The organism is Clostridium sp. AF37-5, from assembly GCF_003477605.1.
Taxonomy (GTDB): Bacteria; Bacillota; Clostridia; order Lachnospirales; family Lachnospiraceae; genus Eubacterium_F.
The window spans coordinates 58,223-85,215 of record NZ_QUDR01000008.1; the positions used below are offsets into that span (position 1 = coordinate 58,223).

General features: G+C 41.7%; 36 protein-coding genes. 17 read left to right on the plus strand and 19 right to left on the minus strand.

All coding sequences use genetic code 11. The features are described 5' to 3' along the window. The first annotated feature begins 33 nt into the window (after positions 1 to 33). Complete coding sequence (locus DW019_RS07015; RefSeq protein ID WP_207663924.1) at positions 34 to 744, plus strand: Type 1 glutamine amidotransferase-like domain-containing protein; 711 nt, start codon at positions 34 to 36, stop codon at positions 742 to 744. Between the two features lie 121 nt (positions 745 to 865). Beyond that, positions 866 to 2,251 (plus strand): MATE family efflux transporter, encoded by a 1,386-nt coding sequence (locus DW019_RS07020; protein WP_118442949.1) that lies wholly within the window; start codon positions 866 to 868, stop codon positions 2,249 to 2,251. 13 nt (positions 2,252 to 2,264) lie between these two features. On the opposite strand, the gene DW019_RS07025 is transcribed toward DW019_RS07020, so the two are convergent. Beyond that, positions 2,265 to 3,404 carry a glycerate kinase gene (locus DW019_RS07025; RefSeq protein WP_118442950.1) on the minus strand — a complete coding sequence of 380 codons (1,140 nt, stop codon included), beginning with the start codon at positions 3,402 to 3,404 and terminating at the stop codon, positions 2,265 to 2,267. Between the two features lie 149 nt (positions 3,405 to 3,553). Here DW019_RS07025 and DW019_RS07030 point away from each other — a divergent pair, with 149 nt between their 5' ends. From DW019_RS07030 to DW019_RS07065, 11 genes are all read left to right on the plus strand, one after another. Then, positions 3,554 to 4,216, plus strand: a complete 663-nt coding sequence (locus tag DW019_RS07030) for an MBL fold metallo-hydrolase (protein ID WP_118442951.1) — start codon at positions 3,554 to 3,556, stop codon at positions 4,214 to 4,216. Between the two features lie 21 nt (positions 4,217 to 4,237). After that, on the plus strand, positions 4,238 to 5,731 hold the full coding sequence (gene glpK, locus DW019_RS07035) for a glycerol kinase GlpK (RefSeq protein WP_118442952.1): 1,494 nt from the start codon (positions 4,238 to 4,240) through the stop codon (positions 5,729 to 5,731). Positions 5,732 to 6,185: 454 nt separating this feature from the next. Next, positions 6,186 to 6,857: a hypothetical protein gene (locus tag DW019_RS07040; RefSeq protein WP_118442953.1), complete on the plus strand. Its 672-nt coding sequence runs from the start codon at positions 6,186 to 6,188 to the stop codon at positions 6,855 to 6,857. A gap of 252 nt (positions 6,858 to 7,109) precedes the next feature. After that, positions 7,110 to 7,256: a hypothetical protein gene (locus DW019_RS14995; RefSeq protein ID WP_182431061.1), complete on the plus strand. Its 147-nt coding sequence runs from the start codon at positions 7,110 to 7,112 to the stop codon at positions 7,254 to 7,256. A gap of 43 nt (positions 7,257 to 7,299) precedes the next feature. Then, the gene (locus tag DW019_RS15430; protein WP_147353013.1) at positions 7,300 to 7,650 is read left to right on the plus strand and encodes a nucleoside phosphorylase; all 351 of its coding nucleotides are present in this window, start codon (positions 7,300 to 7,302) and stop codon (positions 7,648 to 7,650) included. Continuing rightward, positions 7,569 to 7,937, plus strand: a complete 369-nt coding sequence (locus DW019_RS15435) for a hypothetical protein (protein WP_118442954.1) — start codon at positions 7,569 to 7,571, stop codon at positions 7,935 to 7,937. Before DW019_RS15430 ends, DW019_RS15435 begins: the two co-directional genes overlap by 82 nt. A 53-nt stretch (positions 7,938 to 7,990) precedes the next feature. Then, complete coding sequence (locus DW019_RS07050; protein WP_243024117.1) at positions 7,991 to 8,290, plus strand: type II toxin-antitoxin system RelB/DinJ family antitoxin; 300 nt, start codon at positions 7,991 to 7,993, stop codon at positions 8,288 to 8,290. Positions 8,291 to 8,655: 365 nt separating this feature from the next. After that, positions 8,656 to 8,898 carry a growth regulator gene (locus tag DW019_RS07055; protein ID WP_022375910.1) on the plus strand — a complete coding sequence of 81 codons (243 nt, stop codon included), beginning with the start codon at positions 8,656 to 8,658 and terminating at the stop codon, positions 8,896 to 8,898. Next, positions 8,898 to 9,200, plus strand: coding sequence for a type II toxin-antitoxin system PemK/MazF family toxin (locus DW019_RS07060; protein WP_118442955.1), 303 nt, complete (start codon positions 8,898 to 8,900; stop codon positions 9,198 to 9,200). The genes DW019_RS07055 and DW019_RS07060 overlap by 1 nt, the downstream gene beginning before the upstream one ends. Positions 9,201 to 9,500: 300 nt before the next feature. After that, on the plus strand, positions 9,501 to 9,653 hold the full coding sequence (locus DW019_RS15005) for a hypothetical protein (RefSeq protein WP_182431062.1): 153 nt from the start codon (positions 9,501 to 9,503) through the stop codon (positions 9,651 to 9,653). 23 nt (positions 9,654 to 9,676) lie between these two features. After that, complete coding sequence (locus DW019_RS07065) at positions 9,677 to 9,907, plus strand: hypothetical protein (protein WP_243024118.1); 231 nt, start codon at positions 9,677 to 9,679, stop codon at positions 9,905 to 9,907. A gap of 532 nt (positions 9,908 to 10,439) precedes the next feature. Here DW019_RS07065 and DW019_RS07070 read toward each other — a convergent pair. The 12 genes from DW019_RS07070 to DW019_RS07125 form a co-directional block, all read right to left on the minus strand. After that, entirely contained in the window at positions 10,440 to 11,903 is a 1,464-nt protein-coding gene (locus tag DW019_RS07070; protein ID WP_015573044.1) for a site-specific integrase, read from the minus strand. Between the two features lie 12 nt (positions 11,904 to 11,915). Then, on the minus strand, positions 11,916 to 12,122 hold the full coding sequence (locus tag DW019_RS07075; protein WP_015573045.1) for a helix-turn-helix domain-containing protein: 207 nt from the start codon (positions 12,120 to 12,122) through the stop codon (positions 11,916 to 11,918). Next, positions 12,112 to 12,813, minus strand: coding sequence for a helix-turn-helix domain-containing protein (locus DW019_RS07080; protein WP_015573046.1), 702 nt, complete (start codon positions 12,811 to 12,813; stop codon positions 12,112 to 12,114). Before DW019_RS07080 ends, DW019_RS07075 begins: the two co-directional genes overlap by 11 nt. Then, positions 12,800 to 13,051, minus strand: a complete 252-nt coding sequence (locus DW019_RS07085; protein WP_015573047.1) for a helix-turn-helix domain-containing protein — start codon at positions 13,049 to 13,051, stop codon at positions 12,800 to 12,802. The genes DW019_RS07080 and DW019_RS07085 overlap by 14 nt, the downstream gene beginning before the upstream one ends. Positions 13,052 to 13,157: 106 nt before the next feature. Next, complete coding sequence (locus DW019_RS07090; protein ID WP_015573048.1) at positions 13,158 to 13,418, minus strand: helix-turn-helix domain-containing protein; 261 nt, start codon at positions 13,416 to 13,418, stop codon at positions 13,158 to 13,160. Continuing rightward, the gene (locus DW019_RS07095) at positions 13,411 to 13,989 is read right to left on the minus strand and encodes a type II toxin-antitoxin system PemK/MazF family toxin (protein ID WP_024721675.1); all 579 of its coding nucleotides are present in this window, start codon (positions 13,987 to 13,989) and stop codon (positions 13,411 to 13,413) included. Before DW019_RS07095 ends, DW019_RS07090 begins: the two co-directional genes overlap by 8 nt. A gap of 100 nt (positions 13,990 to 14,089) precedes the next feature. Next, a complete protein-coding gene (locus DW019_RS07100) occupies positions 14,090 to 14,629 on the minus strand; it encodes a sigma-70 family RNA polymerase sigma factor (RefSeq protein ID WP_015573050.1) in 540 nt (179 codons plus the stop codon). 244 nt (positions 14,630 to 14,873) lie between these two features. Then, a complete protein-coding gene (locus tag DW019_RS07105) occupies positions 14,874 to 15,071 on the minus strand; it encodes a hypothetical protein (RefSeq protein WP_074124429.1) in 198 nt (65 codons plus the stop codon). Beyond that, positions 15,068 to 15,799: an ImmA/IrrE family metallo-endopeptidase gene (locus DW019_RS07110; RefSeq protein ID WP_024721676.1), complete on the minus strand. Its 732-nt coding sequence runs from the start codon at positions 15,797 to 15,799 to the stop codon at positions 15,068 to 15,070. The genes DW019_RS07105 and DW019_RS07110 overlap by 4 nt, the downstream gene beginning before the upstream one ends. A gap of 19 nt (positions 15,800 to 15,818) precedes the next feature. After that, positions 15,819 to 16,070, minus strand: coding sequence for a hypothetical protein (locus DW019_RS07115; RefSeq protein ID WP_003525178.1), 252 nt, complete (start codon positions 16,068 to 16,070; stop codon positions 15,819 to 15,821). Between the two features lie 2 nt (positions 16,071 to 16,072). After that, positions 16,073 to 16,372: a hypothetical protein gene (locus tag DW019_RS07120; protein ID WP_024721677.1), complete on the minus strand. Its 300-nt coding sequence runs from the start codon at positions 16,370 to 16,372 to the stop codon at positions 16,073 to 16,075. Between the two features lie 12 nt (positions 16,373 to 16,384). Next, complete coding sequence (locus DW019_RS07125) at positions 16,385 to 17,620, minus strand: DNA polymerase IV (RefSeq protein WP_015573051.1); 1,236 nt, start codon at positions 17,618 to 17,620, stop codon at positions 16,385 to 16,387. Between the two features lie 150 nt (positions 17,621 to 17,770). Between DW019_RS07125 and DW019_RS07130 the strand changes: the two genes are divergently transcribed. Both DW019_RS07130 and DW019_RS07135 read left to right on the plus strand, forming a co-directional pair. Further along, positions 17,771 to 18,181, plus strand: coding sequence for a helix-turn-helix transcriptional regulator (locus tag DW019_RS07130; RefSeq protein ID WP_015573052.1), 411 nt, complete (start codon positions 17,771 to 17,773; stop codon positions 18,179 to 18,181). A gap of 100 nt (positions 18,182 to 18,281) precedes the next feature. Further along, on the plus strand, positions 18,282 to 18,815 hold the full coding sequence (locus DW019_RS07135) for an ImmA/IrrE family metallo-endopeptidase (protein ID WP_024721678.1): 534 nt from the start codon (positions 18,282 to 18,284) through the stop codon (positions 18,813 to 18,815). A gap of 41 nt (positions 18,816 to 18,856) precedes the next feature. Here the strand turns inward: DW019_RS07135 and DW019_RS07140 are convergent, their stop codons facing one another. The 5 genes from DW019_RS07140 to tet(O/32/O) form a co-directional block, all read right to left on the minus strand. After that, positions 18,857 to 19,306, minus strand: a complete 450-nt coding sequence (locus DW019_RS07140; RefSeq protein ID WP_015573053.1) for a GIY-YIG nuclease family protein — start codon at positions 19,304 to 19,306, stop codon at positions 18,857 to 18,859. A gap of 124 nt (positions 19,307 to 19,430) precedes the next feature. Continuing rightward, the gene (locus tag DW019_RS07145) at positions 19,431 to 19,856 is read right to left on the minus strand and encodes a sigma-70 family RNA polymerase sigma factor (RefSeq protein ID WP_000323895.1); all 426 of its coding nucleotides are present in this window, start codon (positions 19,854 to 19,856) and stop codon (positions 19,431 to 19,433) included. Positions 19,857 to 19,950: 94 nt separating this feature from the next. Then, the gene (locus DW019_RS07150) at positions 19,951 to 20,460 is read right to left on the minus strand and encodes a sigma-70 family RNA polymerase sigma factor (protein WP_347474410.1); all 510 of its coding nucleotides are present in this window, start codon (positions 20,458 to 20,460) and stop codon (positions 19,951 to 19,953) included. A 599-nt stretch (positions 20,461 to 21,059) separates the two neighbouring features. Then, a complete protein-coding gene (tet(40), locus tag DW019_RS07160; RefSeq protein WP_118442957.1) occupies positions 21,060 to 22,280 on the minus strand; it encodes a tetracycline efflux MFS transporter Tet(40) in 1,221 nt (406 codons plus the stop codon). Between the two features lie 50 nt (positions 22,281 to 22,330). Then, positions 22,331 to 24,250: a tetracycline resistance ribosomal protection mosaic protein Tet(O/32/O) gene (gene tet(O/32/O), locus DW019_RS07165; protein WP_118442958.1), complete on the minus strand. Its 1,920-nt coding sequence runs from the start codon at positions 24,248 to 24,250 to the stop codon at positions 22,331 to 22,333. 427 nt (positions 24,251 to 24,677) lie between these two features. Between tet(O/32/O) and DW019_RS07170 the strand changes: the two genes are divergently transcribed. Beyond that, positions 24,678 to 25,010, plus strand: a complete 333-nt coding sequence (locus DW019_RS07170; protein WP_015573057.1) for a hypothetical protein — start codon at positions 24,678 to 24,680, stop codon at positions 25,008 to 25,010. Next, entirely contained in the window at positions 24,997 to 25,218 is a 222-nt protein-coding gene (locus DW019_RS07175) for a hypothetical protein (RefSeq protein ID WP_015573058.1), read from the plus strand. The genes DW019_RS07170 and DW019_RS07175 overlap by 14 nt, the downstream gene beginning before the upstream one ends. Positions 25,219 to 25,276: 58 nt before the next feature. Here the strand turns inward: DW019_RS07175 and DW019_RS07180 are convergent, their stop codons facing one another. Next, positions 25,277 to 26,986 carry a CHAP domain-containing protein gene (locus DW019_RS07180; RefSeq protein WP_015573059.1) on the minus strand — a complete coding sequence of 570 codons (1,710 nt, stop codon included), beginning with the start codon at positions 26,984 to 26,986 and terminating at the stop codon, positions 25,277 to 25,279. Positions 26,987 to 26,993: the final 7 nt, after the last annotated feature.

The window sequence follows — 26,993 nt, forward strand, 5'->3', positions numbered from 1 at the left end:
GGAACATATAATTTGTTTTAAAGGAGGAAAGATATGGTAGCAATATTGACAAGTTCTTTGGGAGGCTCTTATAAAGTAAACGGCAAGCGTATTCCGACTTGTTTGCAAAATGAAAATGGTTTGTTAGACCAAATTAAAAAATATTGGAAGCCTATGTCCAAAGTTCTCATTATAAGTGCCGGACCCAATGATTTTATACGAAATGATAATATTTTGTTCTGTCAACGGGAAGCTTTCGTAATGAGTGGATTAGATGCGAAGTTTTTTGATATATGTGATGCACGTAATGAGGAGATGGCACAAAATATAAGTGAATATGATGTGATAATACTGGCAGGTGGACATGTTCCCACCCAGAATAAGTTTTTTAAAAAAATTAGGTTGAAACAGAACTTGGAAAACTTTCAAGGAATGCTGATTGCATGGAGTGCTGGCTCTATGAATTGTGCGGCTGTTGTTTATGCACAGCCTGAGTTAGAGGGCGAGGCTGTTAGTAAAGAGTATAAAAGATTTATGGAGGGGCTTGGAATTACCAATAAAATGATAATACCTCATTATCAAGATGTAAAGAATGACATTGTGGATGGGCTCCGGGTGATGGAAGATATTACTTATCCGGATAGTATGGGCAAAGAATTTCTTGCTTTAAATGATGGCAGTTTTCTTGTGTCAGTGGATGGCGAGGAAAGTGTATATGGCGAAGCCTTCATAATAAAAGATGGAAAGCAATTACGTTTTACTTAATACTTCGAATCAACCGAAACACCTGCCACGAACGCTATCCGTTTAAATATTGCAGTAAGCAAACAAAATGTGATAAAATAAAAACAAATTATTTTACAACTTGGGGAGGCCGTATGCGGCGATGAAAGAGAACACGAAGCAGCTTTCGAGTGAGGAAAAACAATATCGAAAAATGACGGAAGAACCGGTGTGCCGGTTAATTATGAAACTGGGGCTTCCGACGACAATTAGTATGCTGATTACGAATGTTTACAATATGGTAGATACTTGGTTTGTCAGCCGGCTTGGAACAAGTGCGACCGGAGCAGTTGGTATCGTGTTTGGTCTAATGGCAATTATTCAGGCGTTCGGTTTTATGTTTGGACAGGGCGCAGGAACAAATATCAGCAGGGCTTTGGGGGCACATAAAAAGGAGCGGGCACGTGCATTTTCGGCAACAGGATTTTACTTGGCGCTGTTTGCCGGGACAGCCGTTAGTGTGTTTGGTATTCTCAATTTAGATGGTTTGTGCCGGTTACTGGGAAGTACAGAGACAATTTTACCATATGCAAGAATATATGCTTTTTATGTTTTGCTTTCTGCACCGGCAATGGCGACAGGCTGTGTAATGAACAATATTTTGCGCTATGAGGGTTATGCAAGTCTTGCGATGGTTGGTCTGGTATCCGGTGGTGTGTTGAATATGGCTGGGGACGCATTTTTCATGTTTGGGCTTCACATGGGAGTTCGTGGTGCTGCTTTATCGACTATGATTTCACAGTATATATCTTTTGGTATTTTACTGTATTTTTTGTTGTGCGGTAAGACACAAAGCAGTTTGTCCATTCGGTATTTTACGAAGAAAGCAAGTGTCTTTGGAAGTATTCTTGCGTCCGGTTTTCCAAGTATGGTGCGCCAGGGACTTGCAAGTATTTCTACGATGGTATTGAATGCGCAAGCTGCTATTTATGGGGATGCAGCAATTGCTGCGATGAGTGTTGTATCGCGAATTTTTATGTTTATTTTCAGTGTGGCACTTGGAATTGGTCAGGGATTTCAACCGGTTTCGTCGTTCAATTATGGAGCAAGAAAATATACGAGGCTGCGCAAGGCGTTTTGGTTTACCTTATTTTTTGGACTGGCTAATATGGTAGTATTTACAGGAGTGGTGTTTGTTTTTCGCAGCGAGATTATCATGCAGTTTTTATCCAATCAGGATGCATATGATATTGCGTATTATGCACTTGTGATTCAATGTGCGTCACAGGTGGCAGTCCCTTTTAGTGTCTGTGCCAATATGTTGTTTCAATCAATTGGTAAAGCAGGGAGAGCAACGATTTTAGCGACATTTAGAAGCGGTTCAATTTATATTCCGGTTTTGTTAATTCTTGGTACGCTTTTTGGACTACGGGGAATTCAGTGGACACAGCCGGCTACGGATATTCTGGCATCTGCCATATCAATGCCAATTGCTGTTGTGTTTTTACATAAACTACCTAAGGATGGATTGGAAGAAGGGGCGAATTAGGAGGGGCGTAAGTTTACTTAAAACTCTGAATCAACCGAAAAACCTGCTCAACGGCAGCACTTAAATTTTCTTTTGCATGGTTAAAGTCCATCGCTTCTTTCAGCGTTGTTACCGTGCGCAATATAGGGAAAAATGCGTCGATGCCATGTTGGTTACACAATGTGGCATCTTCTGCGACACATCCGCCAAAAGCAAGGACTTTTTTCTTGTGTTTTTTTGCAATTTCTGCTACGCCAATCGGTGCCTTTCCCATTACTGTCTGTCCATCTAATCGTCCCTCACCGGTTATTACAAAATCTGCATTTTTTATAAATGATTCTAACTTGGTTTCTTCAAGAATAATTTTAACGCCGGATTCTAAAACGGCATTTGTATAAGATAAAAATGCAAATCCAAGTCCTCCGGCTGCTCCGGTACCTGCTTGATTTGGATTGGCGCCGGAATACTTTTCTTTTGTCTTTTTTGCATAATTCATAAGCCATGTATCCATTTTGGGAATCATCGTTTGTGTTGCACCCTTTTGTGGACCAAAAACAGCGCTGCATCCATTAGCACCACACAGCGGATTTGTTACATCGCATGCAATTCTAAATTTACATTCTTTCAGTTCTGGCATAACATGCTCATCGGTTATCGTTTCTATTAAGGCTAGTCCGTTTGCTCCGTATGGAACTTGTTTTCCATCGGCATCTAAAAAGCCGTAGCCGAGAGCCTCGAGCATGCCGATTCCTCCGTCGTTGGTCGCACTTCCCCCGATACCAACAATAAATTTGCGGCATCCCTTTTTTATCGCATCTCTTATTAGCTCCCCAACGCCATATGTTGTTGTGTGAAGTGGATTTCTATCGGATTCGTTTACCAACGTGATTCCTGCGGCTGCGGACATTTCAATAATTGCCGTATTGCTTTCTGCAATTCTGCCATAAGAAGCCTCTATCATGGAGCCAAGCGGTCCTGTGACATTGACTTTTTCGATTGTTCCGTTCATTCCAAGGGTAAGGGCTTCTACGGTTCCCTCTCCGCCATCTGCCAAAGGGCAGACAGTTACCTCTGCATCGCGAAATACGCGGTGTATTCCTTCCGATACGGCATTTCCTGCCTCTAAAGAACTTAAACTGCCTTTCATAGAATCCATGGCAACGACAACTTTCATACGATGGCCTCCAATGTGGTTTTGTGATGTAAATTTATTATAACACACTAAAAATATGTGTAAACCATGGAAGTTTTTTCTGCTTTAGATTTGCGCATAGAAAAGGGGAATGGTATAATAATTTGCAAAGAAACGAGGGAGAAAGGTGCATGCAGATTACAAGGATTTTTCATAGTGGTTTTTTAGTCGAGACAGCCAAACGATATTTTATATTTGATTATTATAAAGGAGAATTGCCGAAGTTAAATCCAGATAAACCGGTATATGTGTTCGCCAGCCATGGACATCAGGATCATTATGAACCAAAAGTATTTGAACTTTTGAAACAACAGGGGATTGTACCGAAACTTGCGATTCTTGCAAAGGATATTAAGGAGAAAAAATATCCGGATGTAATTCCTGTTTTAAAAGCCGGATTTCATGCACATTATGAAATTGAGGCAGATTTTTTGGTGGATACATTTCATTCAACAGATGCCGGCGTAGCGTATCTCGTTACTTGCGGGGAAGGAAAGATTTATCATGCGGGAGACCTTCATGACTGGGTGTTTGATTCTGCATCGGAGAGGGAAAACCGGCAAATGACAGGGATGTACAGGCATGAGATTGATAAAATGAAAAATATTTCACTGGATGTTGCTTTTGTTCCACTGGATCCAAGGCAGGAAAGACGTTATGCAGATGGAATATTATATTTTCTTCAAAAGGTAAAAGCAAAGCAGGTGTATCCAATGCACTTTTGGAGCCATTGTTCCATTATCGATAAATTTCTTGCAGAATATCCAGAGTATGCAGATGTAATTAAAAAATAATATAGATTGGGGAGGTTTTACATGAAAAAGTATGTGTTAGCACTGGACCAGGGAACGACAAGTTCACGCTGTATTTTGTTTGACAAGCAGGGAAATATCTGCAGCATGGCACAGAAAGAGTTTGAACAGATTTATCCTTATGCGGGATGGGTGGAGCATGACCCTATGGAAATCTGGGCATCACAGTTATCTGTTGCGACAGAGGCGATGAGTAAAATTGGTGTGACCGGCGAAAATATAGCGGGGATTGGTATCACGAATCAAAGAGAAACGACGATTGTCTGGGACCGGCATACAGGACAGCCTATTTACAATGCGATTGTGTGGCAGTGCCGAAGAACAGCAGATGACATTGAAAAACTGGTGAAAGATGGTCTGGCCGATTATGTACGAAAGACGACGGGACTGATTCCGGATGCTTATTTTTCTGCATCGAAAATTGCGTGGATATTGGATCATGTTACAGGAGCGAGGGAGAAGGCAGAAGCAGGTGATTTGCTTTTTGGGACGGTGGATACCTGGCTGATTTGGAATTTGACGAAGGGTGCTGTTCATGTAACTGATTACACAAATGCGTCCAGAACGATGATGTTTGATATTCATAATTTGCGTTGGGATGACAATATTTTAGATTATTTTCATATTCCAAAATCTATGCTTCCGGAGGTTCGGCCATCCAGCTGTGTTTATGGATGCACGGATTTGAGTCTGCTCGGCGGGAAAATTCCGATTGCCGGGGCAGCAGGAGACCAGCAGGCGGCTTTGTTTGGACAGTGCTGTTTTATGCCGGGGGAAGTGAAAAATACTTATGGAACCGGCTGCTTTTTGTTGATGAATACGGGAGAAAAAGCAGTAAATTCAAAAAATGGCTTGCTTACTACGATTGCAGCAAGTTTTGAAAATAAGATTCAATATGCGCTGGAGGGTAGTATTTTTGTGGCTGGCGCAGGTGTGCAGTGGCTGCGTGATGAGATGGAGTTAGTGAAAGATGCTGCTCAGACAGAGGCATTTGCCAATGCGGTGGAAGATACGAATGGTGTCTATGTGGTTCCTGCGTTTACCGGATTGGGTGCCCCGTATTGGAATCCATACACAAGAGGAACAGTTGCAGGGTTGACAAGAGGCTGTAAAAAGGAGCATTTTGTGCGTGCTATCCTAGAAGCGATGGCATATCAGACTTACGATATTTTGAAAATTATGGAGCAGGAATCCGGTGTTGATATTGTCAGTCTTAAAGTCGATGGCGGGGCATCGAATAATAATTTTCTAATGCAGTTCCAATCCGATGTACTAGGTGTTGATGTGCTTCGACCGGAGTGTGTAGAGACAACCGCACTGGGAGCTGCTTATCTGGCGGGACTTGCCGTAGGTTACTGGGACGATGTGGACGATATCCGTAAAAACTGGGCACTATCTAAAACGTTTGTGGCAGATATGCCGGAAGAATTGCGAAATGAAAAATTAGCCGGGTGGAAGCGTGCCGTACGCTGTGCGCTTGCCTGGGCGGAGGAGTAGAATTGGAAAGGAGATTAAATAGAGCAAAGAAACAAGGTGGAACGAAATGCAAAATCTGTTATTAGAATTTTTTTGTGGGCGATATTTATGATTAGTTGACCTGATTTTGAAAAATAGCAAATCAAGTCAACTGTTTTATAGATAAAAGTTGACTTAAAGGTCGCTTTTTATCAAATAGGTCATCAAAAATGACCAAGGTGAATGACTGTATTTAAGATAATCCAAATTTAGGTCAACAAATATATTGTAAAAGTTGACTTAATTAGAAAAAAAGTGGAAATAGGTCAAAGGAAGGCAGGATTTTGGTTGACCGCAAGAGAAGCTTTTGCGAGTTAGGTCAATGGGGGGTTATGTATGGATAGGTGTACGGAATATAGTACAATGAGAGGCGCTATAATCTTGTTGACAGTAAGGAGATAATCTTAAGAACATACAAGAGAAGGGAGAGTTTCATATGACATTTTTATTATTGATATTTGGTTTTATTTTGATTGAAATGCCGATTGTGGCATTTCTAAGTGTAGTAAATGATGTTCATCAACCACTTCCAATTTTAATTATGGCACTTATTTGTACGGTAATTGATGTGTTTATAATTACAAACCGAATTACATTCCATAAAGCCAATGGAGGTAATGAGGAACGCATGAGAAAAATTCGGAAGGCTGAAAAAATTACTGCGATAATTATAGCGGTGTGTCTTCTTCCGGGAACTTGGTTTGTATCGGAAGAGGGCTATAAGGCGAACCGAAAAAAAGGTTCATCTTATGATTATAATTATTCGGGTTCTCATTCATCATATGATTCGAGAATTTTTGGCAGTTCAAGAGGCAAGAGTAGTTCATCGAGTTCATCGGATCAGCATGACGACGCCGATTCGGATGATACCAGTTCGTCTGATAGTGACCGTACAAGCTACTATCCAACGCAAAAACCGCAAGTAAATCAAAAGATAACAAATGGTGTTGAGGATTACGATGATCCGGATGATTATGCTTCTGATTATGCAGAAGAATTTGCATATGACGAATTTGGGGATGATGAAAGTGAAGAGGCATATGATTATGGGTACGAGGAAGCTTATGACTACTGGATGGATGAGAGAGGAGATGATGAAAGTGATTGAATTGTATTACTTTAATCAGAATGTAATAGAAAGATGACACGATTCGTGTCGCATATGTGACAGAGCGTTTCTTGCTATTTTTCAACAGATAGGTTGTGGCTTACATTGCCGAAAGCAGATATAATGGAATCAATAAAATAAGCTGCAAAAGGAGAATGAGAATGAAGATTCGGTTATTTCGCTTTATATTCCGACAGACGATAATCGTGCGATAATACACAAATGAACGTGGAAATTTGGGGAAATGCTAAAGTGAATGGTGTAATTTGCGGAGATGTGCGGGCAGAGAAAAATCTTACTTGCAGTAAGGTAAATGGAAATATGCCTATTGTTGAGGTGCTTGTTAATGGAGAAATTGAAGTTATTGAGATAATGAAAGAATTAAATGTAAATATATAAGTGGGAGAAATGTTTGCAAAATTGAGGGGGTTGTTGTATAAAAATGATAAGTGATTCATTTGATATGGAAAGTGAAGCTATAATAACACCATCGTCTTTTTTGGGAGAAAAGGGGAAAATCTGCGATATTGCAATAGCAACATTTTCAAGAGAGATATTTCCAGCTGTTTTGAAACTTTTTGAAAATGAAAAGATTGGTGAGATGAAAGCAGCTAATAGAATAAAGCCTGTTTATCTATTGGACGTAAATAATCTAAAGAGACAACAAAGGGGAAATATGTTATTCCATACGAAGCATATCGAGATGAGGGAATGTCTTACCATTATGCATCTCCGAAAGATTATATACAAATTAAAAATGCGGAGGTTATGGAAAATATTTTTAAAGCATTAGAGCTGCCGTATGTAATGGGAAAAGTATGGACTACAGATGCGATATACAGAGAAACCCGTAACCTTGTTGAAAAAAGAAAATCGGAGGGCTGTATTGCAGTTGAAATGGAACTTGCAGGTATGCAGGCTGTATGTGATTTTTATAATATAGAACTTTATGATTTTTTGGTAACAGGTGATATTGTTGACCAGTTGGAATATACTTCTGAAGGATTACATGATGCGAATCATAATCTTGACAAATTTTATGTTGCTTTAAAAATAGCGGAAATGATAAATAAGGGTTGATAGATTTATCTGCTAATCTGTTATTTGCAGGTTATTGAAAGGTGGTGCTTATTATGGCAACAAAAACAGCAAATGTAACAGCAAGAATTCAACCGGATATCAAAGAATCGGCAGAAGCCATTTTAGAAAAGTTAGGCATACCTGTTTCTGTCTTTATTGACATGACCTATAGACAAGTAATTGCAAATAACGGAATTCCTTTTGCTTTAAATCTTCCTAAAACAATTGAAACAAGAGATGAATTATCAGACGCTCAATTTAATTCAATGATGGAAAAAGGACTTTTACAGGCAAAAGCAAATGAATCAAAACCTGCCAAAGAAGTATTTGCGAATTTAAGAAAGAGGATTTAACATGCCACAGCCTTATGAAGGACGTTCTTCAAACGTCCTGTCGCAAAGGAACATAGTAACCTAGAAAATATATTGCACAGAAATCCATTCCGAGTTTCTGTGTTTTTTCGACTCTTTGTAAAAAGAAAACCGTTGGTGCAGAACTTAAAAAGTTTCAAACCAACGGCTTTTAGCGTTCCCAAGAGGTTTCGAACCTCCGACCTACCGCTTAGGAGAACTTTGATACGAGTTTTTTGGTAGTTGTATTAGCAAAGGAGCAATATATTAGCAAGGCGAATATACGTGTGAGTATACCGACAAACTTATTGATATTTTTTGTTGTTTGGTATACACTATGTATATACCAAATGTAAGGAGGAATCTATATGCAGGCACAAGTGAAGGAATGGGGAAATAGTCAAGGGATTCGTTTATCCAAAGAAGTGTTGAAAAGTGCGGGAATCAAATTAAATGAATTCTTGGATGTTGAGGTATCAGATGGGGTGATTACTTTGGCAAGACAATTTCGGCATAAAACGTTGGAAGACAGAGCTGCTGAATACGATGGAAAGTTAATGCTTGACGGCGAATATGATTGGGGCGAACCGGTTGGAAGAGAGGTGTGGTAATGGCGTCTTTACACCAAGGAGATATTCTTAAGGTTGAAAAAATAAAACATCCTGTATTGGTGGTTAGCAAAGATTTTTTTAATACAAGCGGTGAAATAATTGGATGTCCGATTATTAAAAATTCGACTGCGGGTCCACTTCATATATGGATGTCTACAGAAGAAAATGAAGGCTATATACAGTGTGAAAAACTGGCGTTGTTAGATATGTCATTTCGCGGTTACAAAAAAGTGGACAGATTGCCAATTTCAGAGATGGTTAATATATCGGATGCTATTCAAGGTATCTTTGAATATGTTTAGGAAATAAAAGTAAATTCCATGTGTGTTTTGAGCATGCGGATATTTTTTGACTGTTATGCTTATCTTGCAAAAATGGCAAAATAGAGCTGATTAATCCGCTCGTTTTGCCATTTATTTATAAATGAGAGATTTGTATAATAAAACTATCATTTAGGGACGCAAACACATACAAATCCTTATAAAACGGATTTAGACTTAATTCTTCGCTCCTTTTTAGCAAAATTTTATTCAAATGATAATGAAAAACTTGACATTTTGTAGTGTGATGTGATGTACTAGAAATAGAAGGAAGGTGCTTCTATGAATGAATCAGTTGAATGTTTAGGGGGAGAATCGAGTGGTTGTTTTGCAGAATCAATAGAAGATGCGTTGGATGTTGCGGATAGAATGGCAGAAGAAACAACCGAAAGGTATACACATGAAGAAGTGTTTGCAAAATGGAAAGAGAAGTAATGTAAGGAAAGGGGTGCGCTCAATTGTATAAAATTACGCTTTCCAATGGTATGACAGTTAAGGTGGTTCAGCCTGAAGAATACCGCGACTTTATTTCTGAATCGGATGCAGAAATGGACTATCGAGCAGAGGAGGCAGTAAAAGCCGCGCTTCATAGGGCAAAGGTTTGTAAGAAACCAATTGCACGTTATGATATGGATACAAAAAGAGCATATATAGAATATCCAAATGGAGAAAGAAAATATGTTGAATAGAAAGCCATGCTAGTTCAAGTGCTCGTTCCTCGCACCTGACCCACGGGCATGCGCCCTATAGAGAAGAGAAGTCATAACACCAAATTCAAGCAAGCTTGAATGGTGTTAAACTTCTCTTCTCTGCATGGCTTTTTGACTTCGCGAGTACTCCCAGTAGGATTCGAACCTCCGACCTACCGCTTAGGAGAAGCCCCCGAGGGGCATTTTTGACTCCCTACAAATCCCCGAAAATCCTTGATTTTACTGGCTTTTCTGGGATTTCACTGTTAGTAAATTCTCGTCCAAAACCTGCTAATTTTTCGTGGTTTTTTGCCTTCCTTTTAGCAGGGTATTAGCAAATGCAAAGAAATATGGGAAACATCATTGAGTTAATCTGTAGCCCATAAATCACAGGAAACGCATTTGAAGTTTACGCATTCTCTTATGCAAATCAATAATCTGTGTTCAAATATTATAATGGTTTTTCTTCTTGATTTCAAGATTTTTCAGGAATTACAAAAGGCAACCCTGACGGATTGCCTTTTTTGTATGACTAAATTGTTTTCGCTAAAGCCTTTAATAATGCTGCTGTTTCCGGATTTGATAACAGTTTTGTGAGCAAGGCGGCGTTTTCATCTGTACTGTTCTCAGCAGGCTTTTCTTTTTCAACTTCGCTCTCTTTTTGAACCTCTGCCATTGGGTCAAGGAGTTCAACCGAAGTTTCAAACTTGGGCATTGGAGCAGTTTTACCTTCTTCCGCATTTTTGAGACCTTTAGCGTTGTAGAACTGTTCCTCAAACTTCTGTGCGTTATATCGCCTGTCCTCGTCGATTATATGGCTGTAAACATCGGCAACCATATCCATTCGGGCGTGTCCTGAGTCGCCTTGAACCGATTTCATATCGCCGCCGTTCCATTTCAGCTTGTAGGTTATACTTGCGTGACGGAAGCTGTGAAATACCACATCGGGTAAGTCGTTGTCCTGTATCAGCTTTTTCAAAGCACGGTTGATTACCTGACCTTCCATCGGTCTGCCTGACGAATGGCAGAATACCAAGTCATAATCCAAATACTCATCACCGAAAAGCTCTTTCATTTCGTCAATCTGCTTTTTTCTCTCTAACAGCATTTGAGCTACGGTTGACGGCAAGAAGATTTTTCTCACACTTGTTTTAGTTTTTGGCGTTTTCAAAACAAGGGAGGTATTTGTATTTGACAGAGTTCTCGGAAAGACACGGATAATGTCCTTATTATCAAGCACCTCCATTACATCTCTGTTTACTCGCTGAAGCTCTTTATCTACAAAAATGGAAGCGTTGTTTTCTTTCAGGCTTTCCTCCGAAATATCAATGCAATCCCAAGTAAGACCGAGCATTTCACCCATACGGAGTGAACAGGCAAAGGATAAATTGATGGCTAATGCGAGAATATCATCATCGCACACTTCAAGAGCGTGCATAAGAGTTTCTGCTGTCCATATTTCTCGTTTCTGATGTTCCTCTTTCGGGAGCGTTGCATTGAGAACCGGGTTTCTTGTCATCAACTCCCATTTTACCGCCTGATTAAAGGCACTCCTTAAAAACTTATGGATTTCTCTTACGGTATGTACGGTCAGATACTCATTTTTAGGCTTTTTATTCTGTACCACTTTGGTCTTAACTTTCAGAAGGCTTTGATAGAATTTATCCATAAGTCTCGGAGTCAGTTCATCAAGTTTCACATCGCCGATAAGCGGAATGATGTAATTATACATAAGCCCTTTCTTTGAACGGTAGGTTGACATTGCCCAGTTATTTACTCCGTACACGGAGCAGTATTCTTCAAGCAAATCCGCAACTGTCGTAGCATTAGGAATGATGAATGTACCGCTTTGCTGTTCAAACTCAATTTGAGTTTTTCTCTTTTTAGCGTCTGCGTTTGTATCAAAGGTTTCCCATTTTTGATGTTGGTTTCCGTCATCGTCTTTGTAGGTATAAACGACGGAATATCGATTCTTTCTCTTTACAATAGAAGCCATAGTCGTTCCTCCTTATTCATTATCCAGCCATTTATCAAAGCTGGTCTTTATTATGCGGTATCCGGTTTCGAGCATTACTGCCTGAAAACACCCCTGTTTGATGAGCTTATATACGGTCTGTCGGGTAATACCCAAGATTGACTGAACTTCCTCTACGGAATAGCTCTTTTTTGTATATGTACCGCCGTTTAATTCACGAACTCTATCCTCAATCGACATATCCCTCCACCTCCTCGATTTCCTTAACTTTAGTGTATTTACTTTGCGAAGCGTACCACTTATCAAAGCTTTCTCTTTTTATTCGGCGTTTACCGTCAACCCATATAAACTCAACAATGCCATCGTTCATAAGGTCATTTGCGGTGCTTCTCGGAATGCCGAGTACCTTTGCAACAGTAAGAGGAGAGAGCGTTTTGCCGTATTTCTTACCGGGTCTTTCGCCGTTTACTTTCTCATAATGGAATTGTCCTGCATACCAATCTTCAAAGCTATCCACATCAACTCTCATTTTGCCCAGTACCAAATAGGTCTTAAATCGGCACTGATTGATGAGTCGGTATGTAGCCGTCTTTCCAAGACCGAGTATTCTCATTACGTCGGGTACAGACATTGTCTTTTTGTCCTGATATGTAAGAACTGCCTTGACGATTTTCTTATTTTCTTCAACGCTTTTCTTTGAAGCTCTGTATTCGTTGCCGACTCGGTATGTTTTGAATAAGCCGCAATTCATCAGTTTCAGTGCTTCTTCTTCGGAAATGGAAAACAACCGAGATATTTCCTTGACAGAATAGGCTTGCCACTGTGCTTCCTCCTGAAGCTTTTCATCGCTGAACAATTCTGCCAAGCGTTCATTTTCCTCTCTGAGATTAAACTGCTCCACTCGGTCATTGAACATATTAACAAATGCCATCTTCAGAACCTCCTTTCTCGCCATTGAGCCAATTTTCAAAGCTCTTTTTAGATATTCGATATTGACCTCCGACACGAACGCTATGGAATTTCTTGCTTTTAAGCAGCTCATAGACGGTAGTTCTGCTCACTTTCAAGATGTGCTGTATATCATCTACCGTGTATGCTCGTATATCAGGTTCAGTCTGCCTGAATGTATTAGGAAGTCGAGTATCGCTCTTTTCAATTTTCTTTCGCATTACCGTTTACCCCCGATTTCTTATTTGCCACTCTGACTACCATATAGCCAAGTGACTTGGCTATATGGCACTGAAAATCGGAGTTTTTGTTAATTATGCGATTGGTTTAATCGCATAATTGACAACCGGAGCTTTCGCTGTCCATATTATCAAGCCATCGGTCAAAGCTCTTCTTGGAAATTCTGTAATGTCCGCCGACCTTTACAAAATGGAAAACGCCTGAGTTGACGAGAGCATAAGCAGTGTTCTTTCCAATGCTGAGAATATCCATTATTTCTTCTACCGTATAAACTCTTTTCTCAAAGCCGGAACTATCATCAACAGCGTTGGGTAGTTTGTTCATTGCTTCAATCTTATCTTCAAACATTGTCAACACCTCCCTTAGCGTGATGATGGTTCTTTTTGAAAATCATATAGTCATAGCCGTATCCTACCTGACATTTATCGCACATCTCTTTATCTGCCTGAAAGGGGTCAAGTCTTTTTACAATGTTTTCAGGGATAGACTGAAACTCGCTTCTGCAACGAGGGCAAAGACTTAGTACAATGCCTTTACGCTCTGTCTTGGGTTTAACGGGAATACCGACTGCAAATTTCAATCCTCGCTTGATTTCGCTGATTTTATCTGCGTCGGTAATTCTTCCGACAAAATTATCAAGCTCTGTGGCTTTATCCACGGTGCGTAGCTGCTCAAGCATTACCATCGACGGCTCTTTTAAGCCACAATCCGTGTTTAGCTCAATATGAGTATTCATTGCCGTTTTCTTTTTAACAGCCGTTATAGCGGCTACAACGACCGTAGGACTGCTTTCATTTAAGCGATTTGTCTGAACCACAAGAACCGGTCTCATTCCCGATTGCACACTACCGTTTGTAACCCCCAAGTCGCAGTAATAAATATCGCCCCATCTGACATTCTTAAATTCTTTTTCTTTCATATGTAAATCCTCGCTTTCGATTATTCTGAGGTAATTCATATCCGGATTAGAATTAACCCCTTCACTTGTTTGAAATGGGAGAGCGTTTTTGGGGGGTGTTTTAGAAAAATTTCCTCAACTTTTTTATTGCACTGTTTACCGATTCCCTTACAGAAGTAAAATCGACTCCTTCTTCATCTGCGATTTTTTCAAGTGTTTTGTTGTAGAAGAAATACTTAAAAACTCTGCGTTTCTGTGTTTCGCTTAAGTAACACAAAACCTCCCGAAGTCGCTTAATATTGTCTTTCAGCATTATTTCTTCGATTGGGTCTGTATCGACTGCCAATTCCGGATGATGCACTTCAAATTCTCCGTCATTGATGTCAAATGCGTGTCCGAAAAGAAGCCTTCTCATTCTCTCTCTTGCTTCGTAGTTCTGATACTCCGTTATCACTTCGCCCTGAGCCATAGAAAGCAGAATGAACGGAGTGTACCGACGGATAACATCAGGGTATTTAACCCACAATTCTTCTTCCGCCAGTTCTGTTACAATCGCCCATTTCTCCGTGCCGGTGTAGCCGTGATATTCATACCGCAGGTTAATGAGCTTGCAGTCGTTCGCAAATAATAATTCCTGTTGTTCTAATGTAAGTTTTGTCATTGTCGTAATCTCCTTAAATTTGAATTTTTGAATTTGGTTGAAATCAAAAATTCGGAGATTACGGATACTTGGCGATATACGCCAGCCACTTATATGTCACGGTCTTGCTCCTTTCGGGAGCGACAAAAAAGCCGGACACCAAGAACATTAGGATATTTCTATCCCTTAATTCTCAGCGTCCGGCAATTTGATGACTCAAGAGCTTTCGCTCAAGGACTCGTGGCTCGGTACATCTGTCCGATATTTAATTGTTCGCTCTGTTACTACTTCTTGTTAATCTGTACTTGACTGTTCCCTTGCGTAGGGATAGGTCAACCTCTACTACTCTGTGGCAGTTCGGACATTTCAGTTCAATCACGCCTGTTGTCATTGTTACCTTGTCAAAAATACGCCAGCCACAGTTTTTGCACCTTACGATTATCTTTTGTTCCAACGATTTCATAGCTCGCTCACCTCCGGATAAACCGTAACCAAATCAAAAGGATTATCAAGATACTCCTTTTTCAAAAGTCCGAGCTGTTTCATTCGTATAGCAAGTGCTTTTTTGGAACACCCTAAAAAATCCGCAAGTGCATCAAATCTCTTATATACGCTCGGATAGTATATTTTGTTCAGACACTCAATCTTTTCTCCAAGACTGAACAGATACATTCCCTGCTTTATAAGGTTTTCGGGAAGAAGGATAGCAGCTCCAAGCGTATTTGCCTGCCATTCCTCCCAATCGGATATAGGCTTATTTCTCTCGGAATTTGCCTTGTAATAATGTACTCCGGCAGATTTCTGTGTCACACCGTAATCATTCGGGAACAACATCTTAAATATCTGATGGCTGCCCTCGTGCATTAAGGTGAAATTCTTTCTGCCTTTCAGCTTGCTGTCAAAGTTCAAGTCCTTTTCCACGAGAACGGTTTTTCCATCCAAAAAGAAAAAGGCTTCGTTATCATCATCTTCAAATACCTGAACACCCATTTCCGTAAATGAGGTCATTCCGAGAATACTACCGTCATAAGATAGGTGCTGGTATTCGACATTCAATCCGAGAACCTTCTCCAAGAGAAGCTCCGGGTCAATTCTGTATATTTGTGTGTTACGGACATCGGGAAGTGCCATATATGCCTGAACATACTTGTCGGCAATCGCTTCGATGTCAAATCTCGATAAATGTTTCAAGTTACAAAACCTCCTACCATTAGGATTTTGCTTCTACAAACCACTTTCCGTTTTCTTCGTCGAACAGAAATGTGGGCTTGCCGCAAATCTGTACCGTGTAGCGGATACCGGTTCCTCCGACTTTGGTGGAAGCCGCACGGCATTTCTGAATTACACGGTCTATCTCATATTTTTCATCATTCTCAAACTTGATGAAGTTCGGACGAGCCGTTCCATCAGGTCTATGTGTTACATTTACTTCAACATAAACTTTTCTTCTTTCGGATTCCATTTTTATTCCTCGTAATTTCTCAAAGTCAAAACTAATCTTCCCAAGTGCTTGTATCCGTCGATGTTCTTATCCGACACCCTGTACTTGGGTCGGTCATCTCCGGCAGTATTGATGTAACAGGAAAGCCTTCCTTTCTTAAAGCGTTTTTTCCGGTCAAAGAAAAGAAACATTCCCTCATATATACCGTAGTCGGTAAAATGGTTTCCGCCGTCCGCACGAAAGATAACAATATCTTCGCTGCACCCCTGCAAAAAGCAGTCGGGCATCGTAACATAAGCCGTAACCTCTTTTTCGTCAATCACATTTAGACCTCCTTAACCAACCATACCTGTCGGCATAGTGATTTCGGCTTTTTCCGGTGGTAGCCGCAAGTTCTGACACAGAACCCCATTCCTTATGCTGTCCTTTCCGAAACGCCGTCTGATTTCTTCAACACACTTTTCCATTCGCTCCAATTTGTCCTGCTTTGCGGCGTCCATAAACATATCTATTTGACGGGGCGTGTCTTGTGGAATAAGATTTATGGCTTGTACTGTCACAGAACGGATAGGGTTATTCCACCCATATCTTTTTTCAAACAACTGAAAAGCGGTCTTTGCAATAATCATCGGAGACTGTGTAGGAAGTGCAATCTTCGTCTGCCATTGCCTTGTATTGAGCGTGTTGTCTCTAATATGTATTGCGACACCTTCTGCACTCAGTCCGTGAACACGGAGCTTGTGTCCGATGTCTTGGGTTAATTCGAGAAACACGGGCCACACCTGCTCCGGTTTCTCTAAATCTGCTACTGTTGTTATACCGTGTCCTACACTTTTTATAGGAGAAACGAAATCTTTCTTGGCAACAAGGGAAAGGTCGTTGCCGTTGGCATAGTTCCATAAAACTACTCCGTTCTTTCCTAATCTTCTGCGTAAGAACTCAGGGTCGTTATTCGCTAAATCCCCGATGGTACGAATACAATAGCTGTCAAGCACTCGCTGGGTTGCCCGTCCTACACCGAGCAGGTCAGCGGCAGGAAGTCCCCAAATCTTTTCTTTGAATGTATCCTTTGGTATAACGGTTACTGCGTCCGGTTTCTTCATATCCGAGCCGAGCTTCGCAAATATCTTATTAAAGGAAACACCCACAGAAATCGTCAAGCCGAGTTCAAACTTCATCGTTTCACGAATTTCATTTGCCACCTTTTCCGGCGAACCGAAAAGGCTTTCTGTCCCGCTAATATCCAGCCAACACTCGTCCATACCATACGGTTCAACTTGGTCGGTATATCGCTCATAAACGCTTCTCGCAAGCTTTGAGTATTTGATATACTCCTCATAATGGGGCGGCACTACAACCAAGTCCTTGCACTTCTGTTTAGCCTGCCATACTGCGTCCCCGGTTTTCACATCAAAAGCCTTTGCTTTGTAGTTCTTTGCAAGCACGATACCGTGTCGTTCCTCCACAGAGCCGCAGACAGCAATCGGATATTTCTTCAATGCGGGGTCGAGCATACATTCGACGCTGGCATAGAAGTTGTTCATATCACAATGAAGTATGCTTCGTAACATTTTTTGAACCCCCCTTGACATTTTGGGAAGTTTAGTGTAAACTATGAGTAGTTCAACTTCCTGTTTCTTATTATACGCAGTTTAAGTGTACTTGTCAAGAGTAAATGAGAAGTTAAACTGTAAATATTCTTTTAAGGAGTGAAATCAAAGATGACATTCGGTGAAAAAGTCAAAGCAGAGAGGACTAAACTCGGTCTTAATCAGGATGAATTGGCTGAAAAAATAGGCGTAACCCGACGTGTAATTTGTTCTTATGAAAATGATAAATCCCGTCCGAGAGGAACGGAAAGATACAAGAAGCTGGCAGAAGCATTAAATGTAAATGTGAATTATCTGCTGTCTGAGGATGACGCTTTCATCGCCGATGTAGAGGATAAATACGGACGCAGAGGGGCAAGACAGGCTCAGGAGTTGCTTGCAGAAGTTACCGGTCTGTTTGCCGGCGGCGAAATGGCTGACGAAGATATGCGTGAAATGGTTGACGCTATTCAGGAAGCATATCTTATTGCAAAGAAGAACAATAAAAAATACACCCCGAAGAAATACCGCAAAGACGAGTAATCCTCACAGTGAACTAAGTCCAATATATGGGACACACAATAGTTTATAATTTATTATAGGGTAAATATCCGATATACTATAATATGGGAGGTGAGCCGGATTGGGGTATTACACTACGGCTGAAATTGTGAAAATCGTCAACAAGCTCATTGACCGTTGCGGTACTCGTGACCCGTACAAGGTCGCAAAAGAGCTTGGTATCAATATTATCTACCGAGATTTTGAAAAGCAGCGTGGAGCATACAAGGTCATTCTGAAGAACCGCTTTGTTTTCCTTAAAAACGGTATGCACCCGGTCGTGGAACAGATAGTGCTATGGCACGAAATCGGACACGATGTTCTCCACAGGCAAGAAGCGGTTGCTGTCGGCGGGTTCAAAGAGTTCAACATCTTTGATATGAGAGAGAACCGTATGGAGTATGAAGCAAATATCTTCGCTTCTCAGGCTTCGCTCCCGGACGACACCATTTTGGAATACATTGAAAACGGCTATGACATTCAGCAGATTGCACGGGCAATGTGTTCCGACATAAACCTAATTGCTCTGAAAGTAGATACGCTGATTGCACAAGGCTATCAACTTCGCAAACAGGAACACCAAAACGATTTTCTTAAATACAGTAAAAAAATATAAGACCGTCAAGTCTCGAATGAGATCTGACGGTCTAATTTTTATCAGTTTTTATTATATCCGAATTGTCTTGTGCAAAGGGTATCTTTCCACCATTTTTCACGACTCAGTATGTAATTATCATCCATTCGTGCGTTATAGTTTTCTAATACTGAATACTGAAAATTTGCTTTTATATAATCAAACCCTTTGGTGTCAACAATATGTTTAAGTTCAACATTCCCACCGTGTCCATTGTCTATATAGTTAGTCCACCTTTGAAGCAACATTCCATACTGAGCAGTTGCCGAGCCAACATACATTTTTCCGTTGCTGGTATCAGTTATAAGATAAACTGCTTTTTGATTTCTCAAAGCATCAAGCCAACCGCTGCGTTTATTCCGAATAATCGTTTCCAGTTGTGAAAAACTCAATCTTATGTTCTCATAACCCGGAAATTCGTCACCATCATAAGCAGTAGAAAGAATTTCTATTACTTCCAGTTCCTCCATCATAGACTCATAGGTTCTTCCCATGCCTTAACCCTGTATGCCATCCTGTTGTCCTCCTGCAAAAAATGAGTGAGGGGATTTCCATCCCTCACCCAGTAGCCCGCAGGATGGCAGGCTGTTTTAGAAGCTATAAAATTTTCCGCAGCTTCTTCCGCAGATGGTCTAACCTCGCATAGATGGCACCAGTCGTCAAATGCACAAGCGGGGCAATCTCCTTTGTGGAATACCCCTGCATTTTCAGCAGGACGATTTTCAAGGTACGCCCGTCCACCGTGACTAATACTTGATAGAGATTTTCGCTCTCAATCTCTTCCAGTAACTCCGCAACCGTACCCACTTCCGCCTGCCGCTCCCTGCCTGCCATGTCCTCAAGATATTCCGCAACGTCATTCGTCCATCGGTAAAACCGCCTGTTGGAATTGAAGTCTGCCCTGTCCGCCATGCGTATCTGCTCAATGGTCGCTTCATCAACGCCGCACTCACGCAGCAGCTTTTCCTCCGCTTCTTTCCAGATACGCCATTTCCTGTCCTCCCGTCCGTGGTTGTATGCCATTCTTACTTCCTCCAATCAGAATTGATTGAGAGGGCAGAGAAAAGCCCCCTCATCTTCCCAAAGGAAAAAACAAGGGGGCTGAACGCCTTAAATTTTAATTTTCTATTATCGTTCTTAGTTTTATTAGGATTCTGGCTTTGCGTTTGTTTACAACGCTCTGGGTTATGCCCAACCTCGCCCCGACTTCACGCTCGGAAAGTCCGTCAAAAAAGATTGCCTGTATCAGCTCCTGTTCACTATCCGACAGCAAAGGCAGGGCGGCTTTCAGCCTGTCCACCATGACCGCATTGACAACGGTTTCTGCAATGTCCACCGCTTCATCAGTGATAAAGTCCAGAGGATTCCCCTCGCTGTCCGTAAATCCGTCGAGAGATAGCAGTCTATTCTTTGTATCTAATTTTTGCAGATAACGCCACCGTTCCTTGTCACGGTAGAAGTCTGTGTATTGCTCCCTCACGACTTCAAGCAGACAGCCTTGAATGGGGATAAACAGCTTGTCCATATAGGTCTGGTCGGATTCCCTGCAACGGCAGAACTCCGTGTAGGATAATTCCACATAGCCGCCACTTTCTCTGATATATACCTTTCTTGGTGCATATTTCACCATAAATACCTCCCATCTGAATTTTTGAAATGTAAAAAATCCAGATGGAGAGGCGGAGAACGACACCGCATATCAGAAACAGCCCTACGGCACTTTCCAACAAAAATCGACAAAAGAAAAACCGCAAAGGCTCTGTGACCTTTACGGTTATAGGAAATAGTAATTCTATTGTATGGAGATTGTACTTCTACTTTCAAGGTGAGAAGTACCGTTGCACTGGCAGAAATTTTTTTAACTGGTTTCCTGCCGTTCTCTGATATGCTATGTATTGATAAATTTTGCTTCGTATGAGCAGATAGATAACTGCCCGAAAAAAGGACATAAAAAAATCCCTCCAAATTTAAAAACAAATTCAGAGGGTAATTTAGGGTATAACAAAATAACCCACCCGAATATCGTTTTTTTTATTTGGTGAGTTTGTTCTTTCAAATACGAAACAAATGCTCATGTACGGTAAAGTATCACAAGAAAATTATGTCGAATTGACAGCCGCCTCCGCTATACCGAATAAGGAAATAAAGAGTCCTCAAATTTTGCGCTACTAAATGAAGACGAGCGGAAGTAATCTCCCGCTCGTCAGTAAACTTAACTATGCCATATCAATCCCGCTTCTTTCCCGCCACCGGCACTAAGAACAGCGCGGGCAACAGCAGGAAAGCGGTACAGACCAGCCCCCAGGGTATGGACACCTGCTGGGCTACCAGCCCCACAATAGGCCCGCCGATGATCTGCCCGAAAGAGTCCAGCTGTCCGCTGGTGGAAAAGACTGTGGCGCGCATTTTCTCATCCACTTGGTCGTTCATCCAGGCGGCCAGCACAGGCTCCTTGATGGTGCGCATAAGCCCCGCCAGCAGGAACACCAACAACATGAACCAAAAGCTCCGCCCCACCGCGAAGAGAACCAGGAACAGGATATACCCGGCGCTGGTGGACATGACCACACTGGTTCGGCTGACAGTCCCTTTTTTCTCCATGCGGGCGATGAGCAACTGAGAAGCCAGAATACCTAAGCCGCTGCCGATAAGACTGATAACACCGAACCAAGTGACGCTGTTCAGCGGCCCGATAACGGGTATTACCGTGTCATCCAGAAAATGAGCGGTGGAGAGCCGGTCAAAGCCTTCACTGGCAAGTCCCCCGCATAGTGTGATTGCTAAGAGCGCCAGCAACACAGGTGCGCCTTTCACAAAGCCCAGGTTGAGCTTGAACAGGCAGACAAAGTCTTTAAGCAAGCCCTGCCGTTCCTCAATAGCAGGGGAGAAGTTGGTTTCTGGCATGATGCGAACCATCACCAGCCCCAACAACAAGCACAAACTGCCCCCCAAGATGACAGGCATTTGCAGGTTTATGTTTCCCAGCAGTGTGCCCAGCACCACGCCCAGAACGCCGCCGATTTGCCCCATTTGACTGCCCCGCAGGAACACCTTGTCTATGGGTTTGTCCTCTTCCTCCGAGGCAATCCACGCCTCCAGAGCGCCGGTGATGAAGGTATCACCGCAACCCCAGACAACCTGGGCCAGCAGAACCGGCGCGAACCACGGTAGCGCACCCTCCATCAGAAAGCCCAGGCCGTAGAGGAACATTCCAATCAGCACCGAGCGCCGACGGCTATACAAATCCGCCACCACACCGGTGGGCATCTCGAACAGAAAGCAGGAGGTCTCCTGAACCGTCCCTACCAGGACAAGCTGGAAAGCATCCAGCTGCACCACCTCCAGGTGGTACACGATGGAAAGCACTGTGGACATAGAAACCGCCAGGGAACAGACAAATCGGAACAGCAGGTAGACAGAATATGCCTTTGAATTTTTAGCAAACATGAAGTTACATTCTCCTTTCAAATCTCATTTTATATGACTTTTGCAAGCTGTTAAGCTAACTTGTGGAACATATGCCGAACCTTATCTATACGGCTATTCGGGCGGCGGGGTTGGCAAATAAATTTACCAATAGCTGGCTGGTATCCTTTTAACTCTGTCAAGCAGACTCCCTGCCCATTTGTGAAATAAGTTAAATCGTTCCTGTATTCTTGAATACATCTAGCAGGGATTTCTCCTTTCAGAATGACCTCGTCATTCTTTATCTGAGTACTTACAATATCTGCACAATACCTTGGAGCATCATGATACGCCCGTGAGAGATATTCCTGCGGTGCATAAATTTCAAAGTGGAGATATGGCTCTAATAGTTCTGTCCCTGCTTTTTTTAAAGCCTGCTCCAATACGATAGGGGAAAGCAGCCGAAAGTCTGCGGGGGTACTTACAGGACTATAATACAATCCATATTCAAAACAGATTTTACAGTCTGTCACTTTCCATCCATACAGCCCCTGCTCGCAGCCATAAAGAACCCCCTCCATAACCGCATTTTGGAACGATTGATTTAAATATCCAAGTGAAACTCTGCTTTCATACTGCACTCCGCTTCCAATAGGGAGCGGCTCTATGGACAACCCGACAGAAGCCCAGAAAGGATTTGGCGGGACTTCTATGTGGATGGTATATTCTGCTTTTCTAAGCGGTCTTTCCAGATAAATAACCGAAGGCTCTTTCATAGCCACGCCCACATGATATTTTTCTTCTAATAGCGAACAAATAACTTCTAACTGTACTTTTCCCAAAAAAGATAATATAATCTCATGTGTAACAGTATCAATGTCAAAATGCAAAAGAGGGTCTGTATCAGCAATCTCTGTGAGGGCATTTAACAGGGCTTCCCTTTGCTCCGGCTTTTGCGGCTCTACCGTTGTCCGAAGTAATGGCATGGGATTATCAATCCGTGTTTTGTGAGGCAGGAGTTTTTCATTTCCCAGAATGTCGTTCAGTTTCAAAGTATCATCAGCTAAAATAACAATTTCTCCCGGACAGGCATGGTCAACCGGGACGATTTCACCATTTGACGGAATACACATTTCTGTAATCTTTATTTTTTCCTTTTTTGACAGCAGCAGGGTATCCCGTAAATGGAGCGTCCCATGATACAGGCGTAAATAAGAAAGCCGTTTTTTCCGCTCTGTATACTCAACCTTAAAAACATATCCACATAATTCAGACTGAATATCGTCTGTTTCTGTAATGAAAGTTTCTGTAATCGCTTCAATCAGTTTTTCTGTTCCTAAATTGTCTTTTGCACTCCCATGATAAACAGGAAACAAAGAGCAGCATCTGGTTCTTTTGCACTTTTCATATTGTAATTCCTGTATATCCAAAGAATCCTCTGCAACATATCGTTCTAATAGTTCATCGCTTCCGGAAATAATCATATCCCATTTGTCCAAATCAGAAATATCGGTCATGGTTATCTTTGGCGACAGGGAAACCTCCTGCATGACAATCATATCACTGGTAAGTTTGTCTTTAATGCTTTGGTAAACACGCTGTAGGTCGATTCCATTTTGGTCTATCTTATTTATAAAGATAATTGTCGGAATGTTCATTTTCTGAAGCGCATGGAATAATATACGCGTCTGTGCCTGTACGCCGTCTTTTGCCGAAATGACTAAAACAGCTCCGTCAAGGACAGATAAAGCACGGTATGCTTCGGTTAAAAAATCCATATGGCCTGGCGTATCTATAATGTTGACTTTTACATCCTCCCACTGAAAAGATGTCACTGCTGTCTGGATAGTGATTCCCCTTTGACGCTCCAAATTCATTGTATCTGTCCTTGTTGTGCCTTCATCTACGCTCCCTAGTTCTGCAATTGCACCACTGGTATACAATAAACTTTCCGTTAATGTTGTCTTTCCTGCGTCAACGTGAGCCAGAATGCCTAAGTTAATTATTTTCATGTGATTTTCCTCCTATCAACACCCAAAAAAGGGCATAAAAATACCCAGTGATAAATACTCCTATCACTGGGTAAATAACTCCAATAGCCCCAAAACACTTATATGTTTTCGGGCATATAAAATTACATGATAAAAGTATTCTTAAACTGGGTACAAAAAACTAAGCCCCATATTAAAAGTGAAACGGGACTGCTACTTTTTGTTCCCACTATCAAATTGACAGTTTATTTAAGAATACCTTGCCGCATATTTATTAACTCCTTGTCTAATACTGAATCTAATTATATTCCTTAACCCTTTATTTGTCAAGCCTATATTTAAAGAACATAATAGAAAACTGTTCTGACAGATTTAGAGTATGTGATATTTTACACAATAATATCAAGCAATATGAAAGATACTAAAGTCAAGCGAAAGAAAAAATGTTATGGATTATTTGAAAACGGCAGATGAAATTGTTGATGTCTATTTTGTCACATATATAGAGTCTTGTGATAAGAATAATAATTCACATTCTACATCTTGGAGAAATAGATATATAGGTCAAGACGGTGTTATCTATATTCTTAAGAATGGAAACAGACAATTCTTTGTTTGGCATCCTGTTGACGATGATTTTAAACCAATTACTTCTTTGGGAATTATTAGTTCCCGTGATGATTATTATATTAAAAAGAACAATCTATTAGTAACAACTCAGAATTCCATTTACAAATTCAGGCTTATCAACAAGGAGGTGAACACTGATGATAAAACTTAACAAAATGGAACAAAATGAATATAACGCTTTTATTGTTGCTGTTGTTCCTTCATTATTACCCGGCACATACCACTTTAGAGACTTTTTCACAAATAGAGTTACATCTGCAAGAATCGGTCGTAAATTCTATGAAGATGTTGTCAATGGTATATATCCGCATATTTCTCTTGTTGGGACAAAGGCTTCAGAAGGTTATATTTGTTCTTGAGTAAATACCTGATTTCTCATAATGTACTTGATGGCTACTCAAACGAGCAGCCATCTTTTTAATATGCCGGAATACCGTATCCGTAGATAACAGAGCTTCCGACAGGGTATGTTTTGGTTCTGCAAGTGTCGCCTGAGTTGCCCTCAACGGTATAGACTGTACCGTTTTCGCATTTCTGAACAATACCGGTGTGGTCTGTCACACCGTCGCCCTCCCAGTCAAAGAAAATGATTGTACCGGGCGAAGGCTCATACGAACCGTCTGCCCACTGTCCTCGGTCTCTGAACCATTGTACACCGTTTACACAGCCGGCATACTTTGGAATAATACCGGCGTCGATATATCCGCACTCGTTAGCACACCAAGAGACGAAGCAGGCACACCATTCTACACGGGAGTCAAATCCGTACCAAGACCAGTAAGGCTGACCGCCTACATTACCCACCTGTGACAAGGCAACCGTTACGATTTGGTCGTCGCTGTATCCGATACCGTAAAGCACCTGAGACCATAGTTGATTGTTTTCGTCCTTTAGCAGCTCGGCAAGATACTCTTTCTGCTCCTGATTAAATCCGTACATAGCCGCCATTTCATCAACGGTCTTGTGCGATACCGTGATATACAGGAAAGTTTCTGTTACTGTGGTTTCGGTCTGTACGATGTTGCCGTGTCCGTCGTCGCTTTCTTCGATTTCGGTATGGGTTTTCGTTTCCGTTCGGGAAGAAATATCGTTCATTTCCCAAAAAATATCCGACAGTAGCTGCTTCTTGGTTTCATCAACCGTAGCAACCTCCATCGGATTGTCGGGGTCGGTATTCACTTTAACAGAATAGACCGCAAGAACATCTTTCCAAACAGCTCTGCTTCCGCTCATTTCAAGCACATCATAGCTTACAGAGTTCTTTTCCTGTTCCAATCGGTCATCATATTCCTGATTGATTTCCTGAACGACTGTCTGCATTGACATTCCCGTGCCGGAATCCTCTCCCGAAAAGAAGATACCGAACACAGAACCTGCAATCAAGGCTACAAGACATAGCACAATAATTACTACCACCGCAACCCAACCGCCGGCAGCGATAGCGGCAATAAGACCTTTTACCGCCGCTATGATTGCTTTTACTGCGGCAATGGTGGCTTTGGCTGCGGCTTTAATCGTAGCGGCTGTTGCTTTGGCTGTGGCTTTTGCCGCCTGTGCCGCTTTCTGCGAAGCCTTAACTGTCGCCTGAGCTGTTTTCTGTGCCGCTTTTGCCGCTTGCTGACTGGTTTTTATCGCAGTCTTTGCAGTCTGCTCAGCCGTCTTAACCGATTTCTGTGCGGTCTTTGTTGCTTCTTTTCCGGCAAACTTAATGGTTTTCTTTCCGGAGGAAGTGGCAGACTGCTTTATGGTCTTTTCCGCCTTATCGACAGTCTTAATCGCAGAGCTTGTGTTTTGCGAAGCCTGTTTTCTCAAAGACTGCTCGGCTCGCTGCTGCTTGAAACGCTGAATACCGTCCTTTGCGGTGCGGATATTCTCTTTTGTGGTTTCAAGTCCCTTTCGTCCCGCCTTGTCAAACGCATAGGCACCATCGTGAAACACCTCGTCAATACCGCTTTCCAGTTTATCGGAAGCGTATTCCTCGGCAGAACTGCTGTTGGCATTTACCGACCGCTCCGCCTTTTCTTTTGTTGCGATATACGCCTGCTTCATTCGTTGGGTTGCGACGGCAGCCTTATCTATTGTTCGTATCGTACCTTTTGCATTGTCTTTCGTTTTAATATCAGCCATACAATCC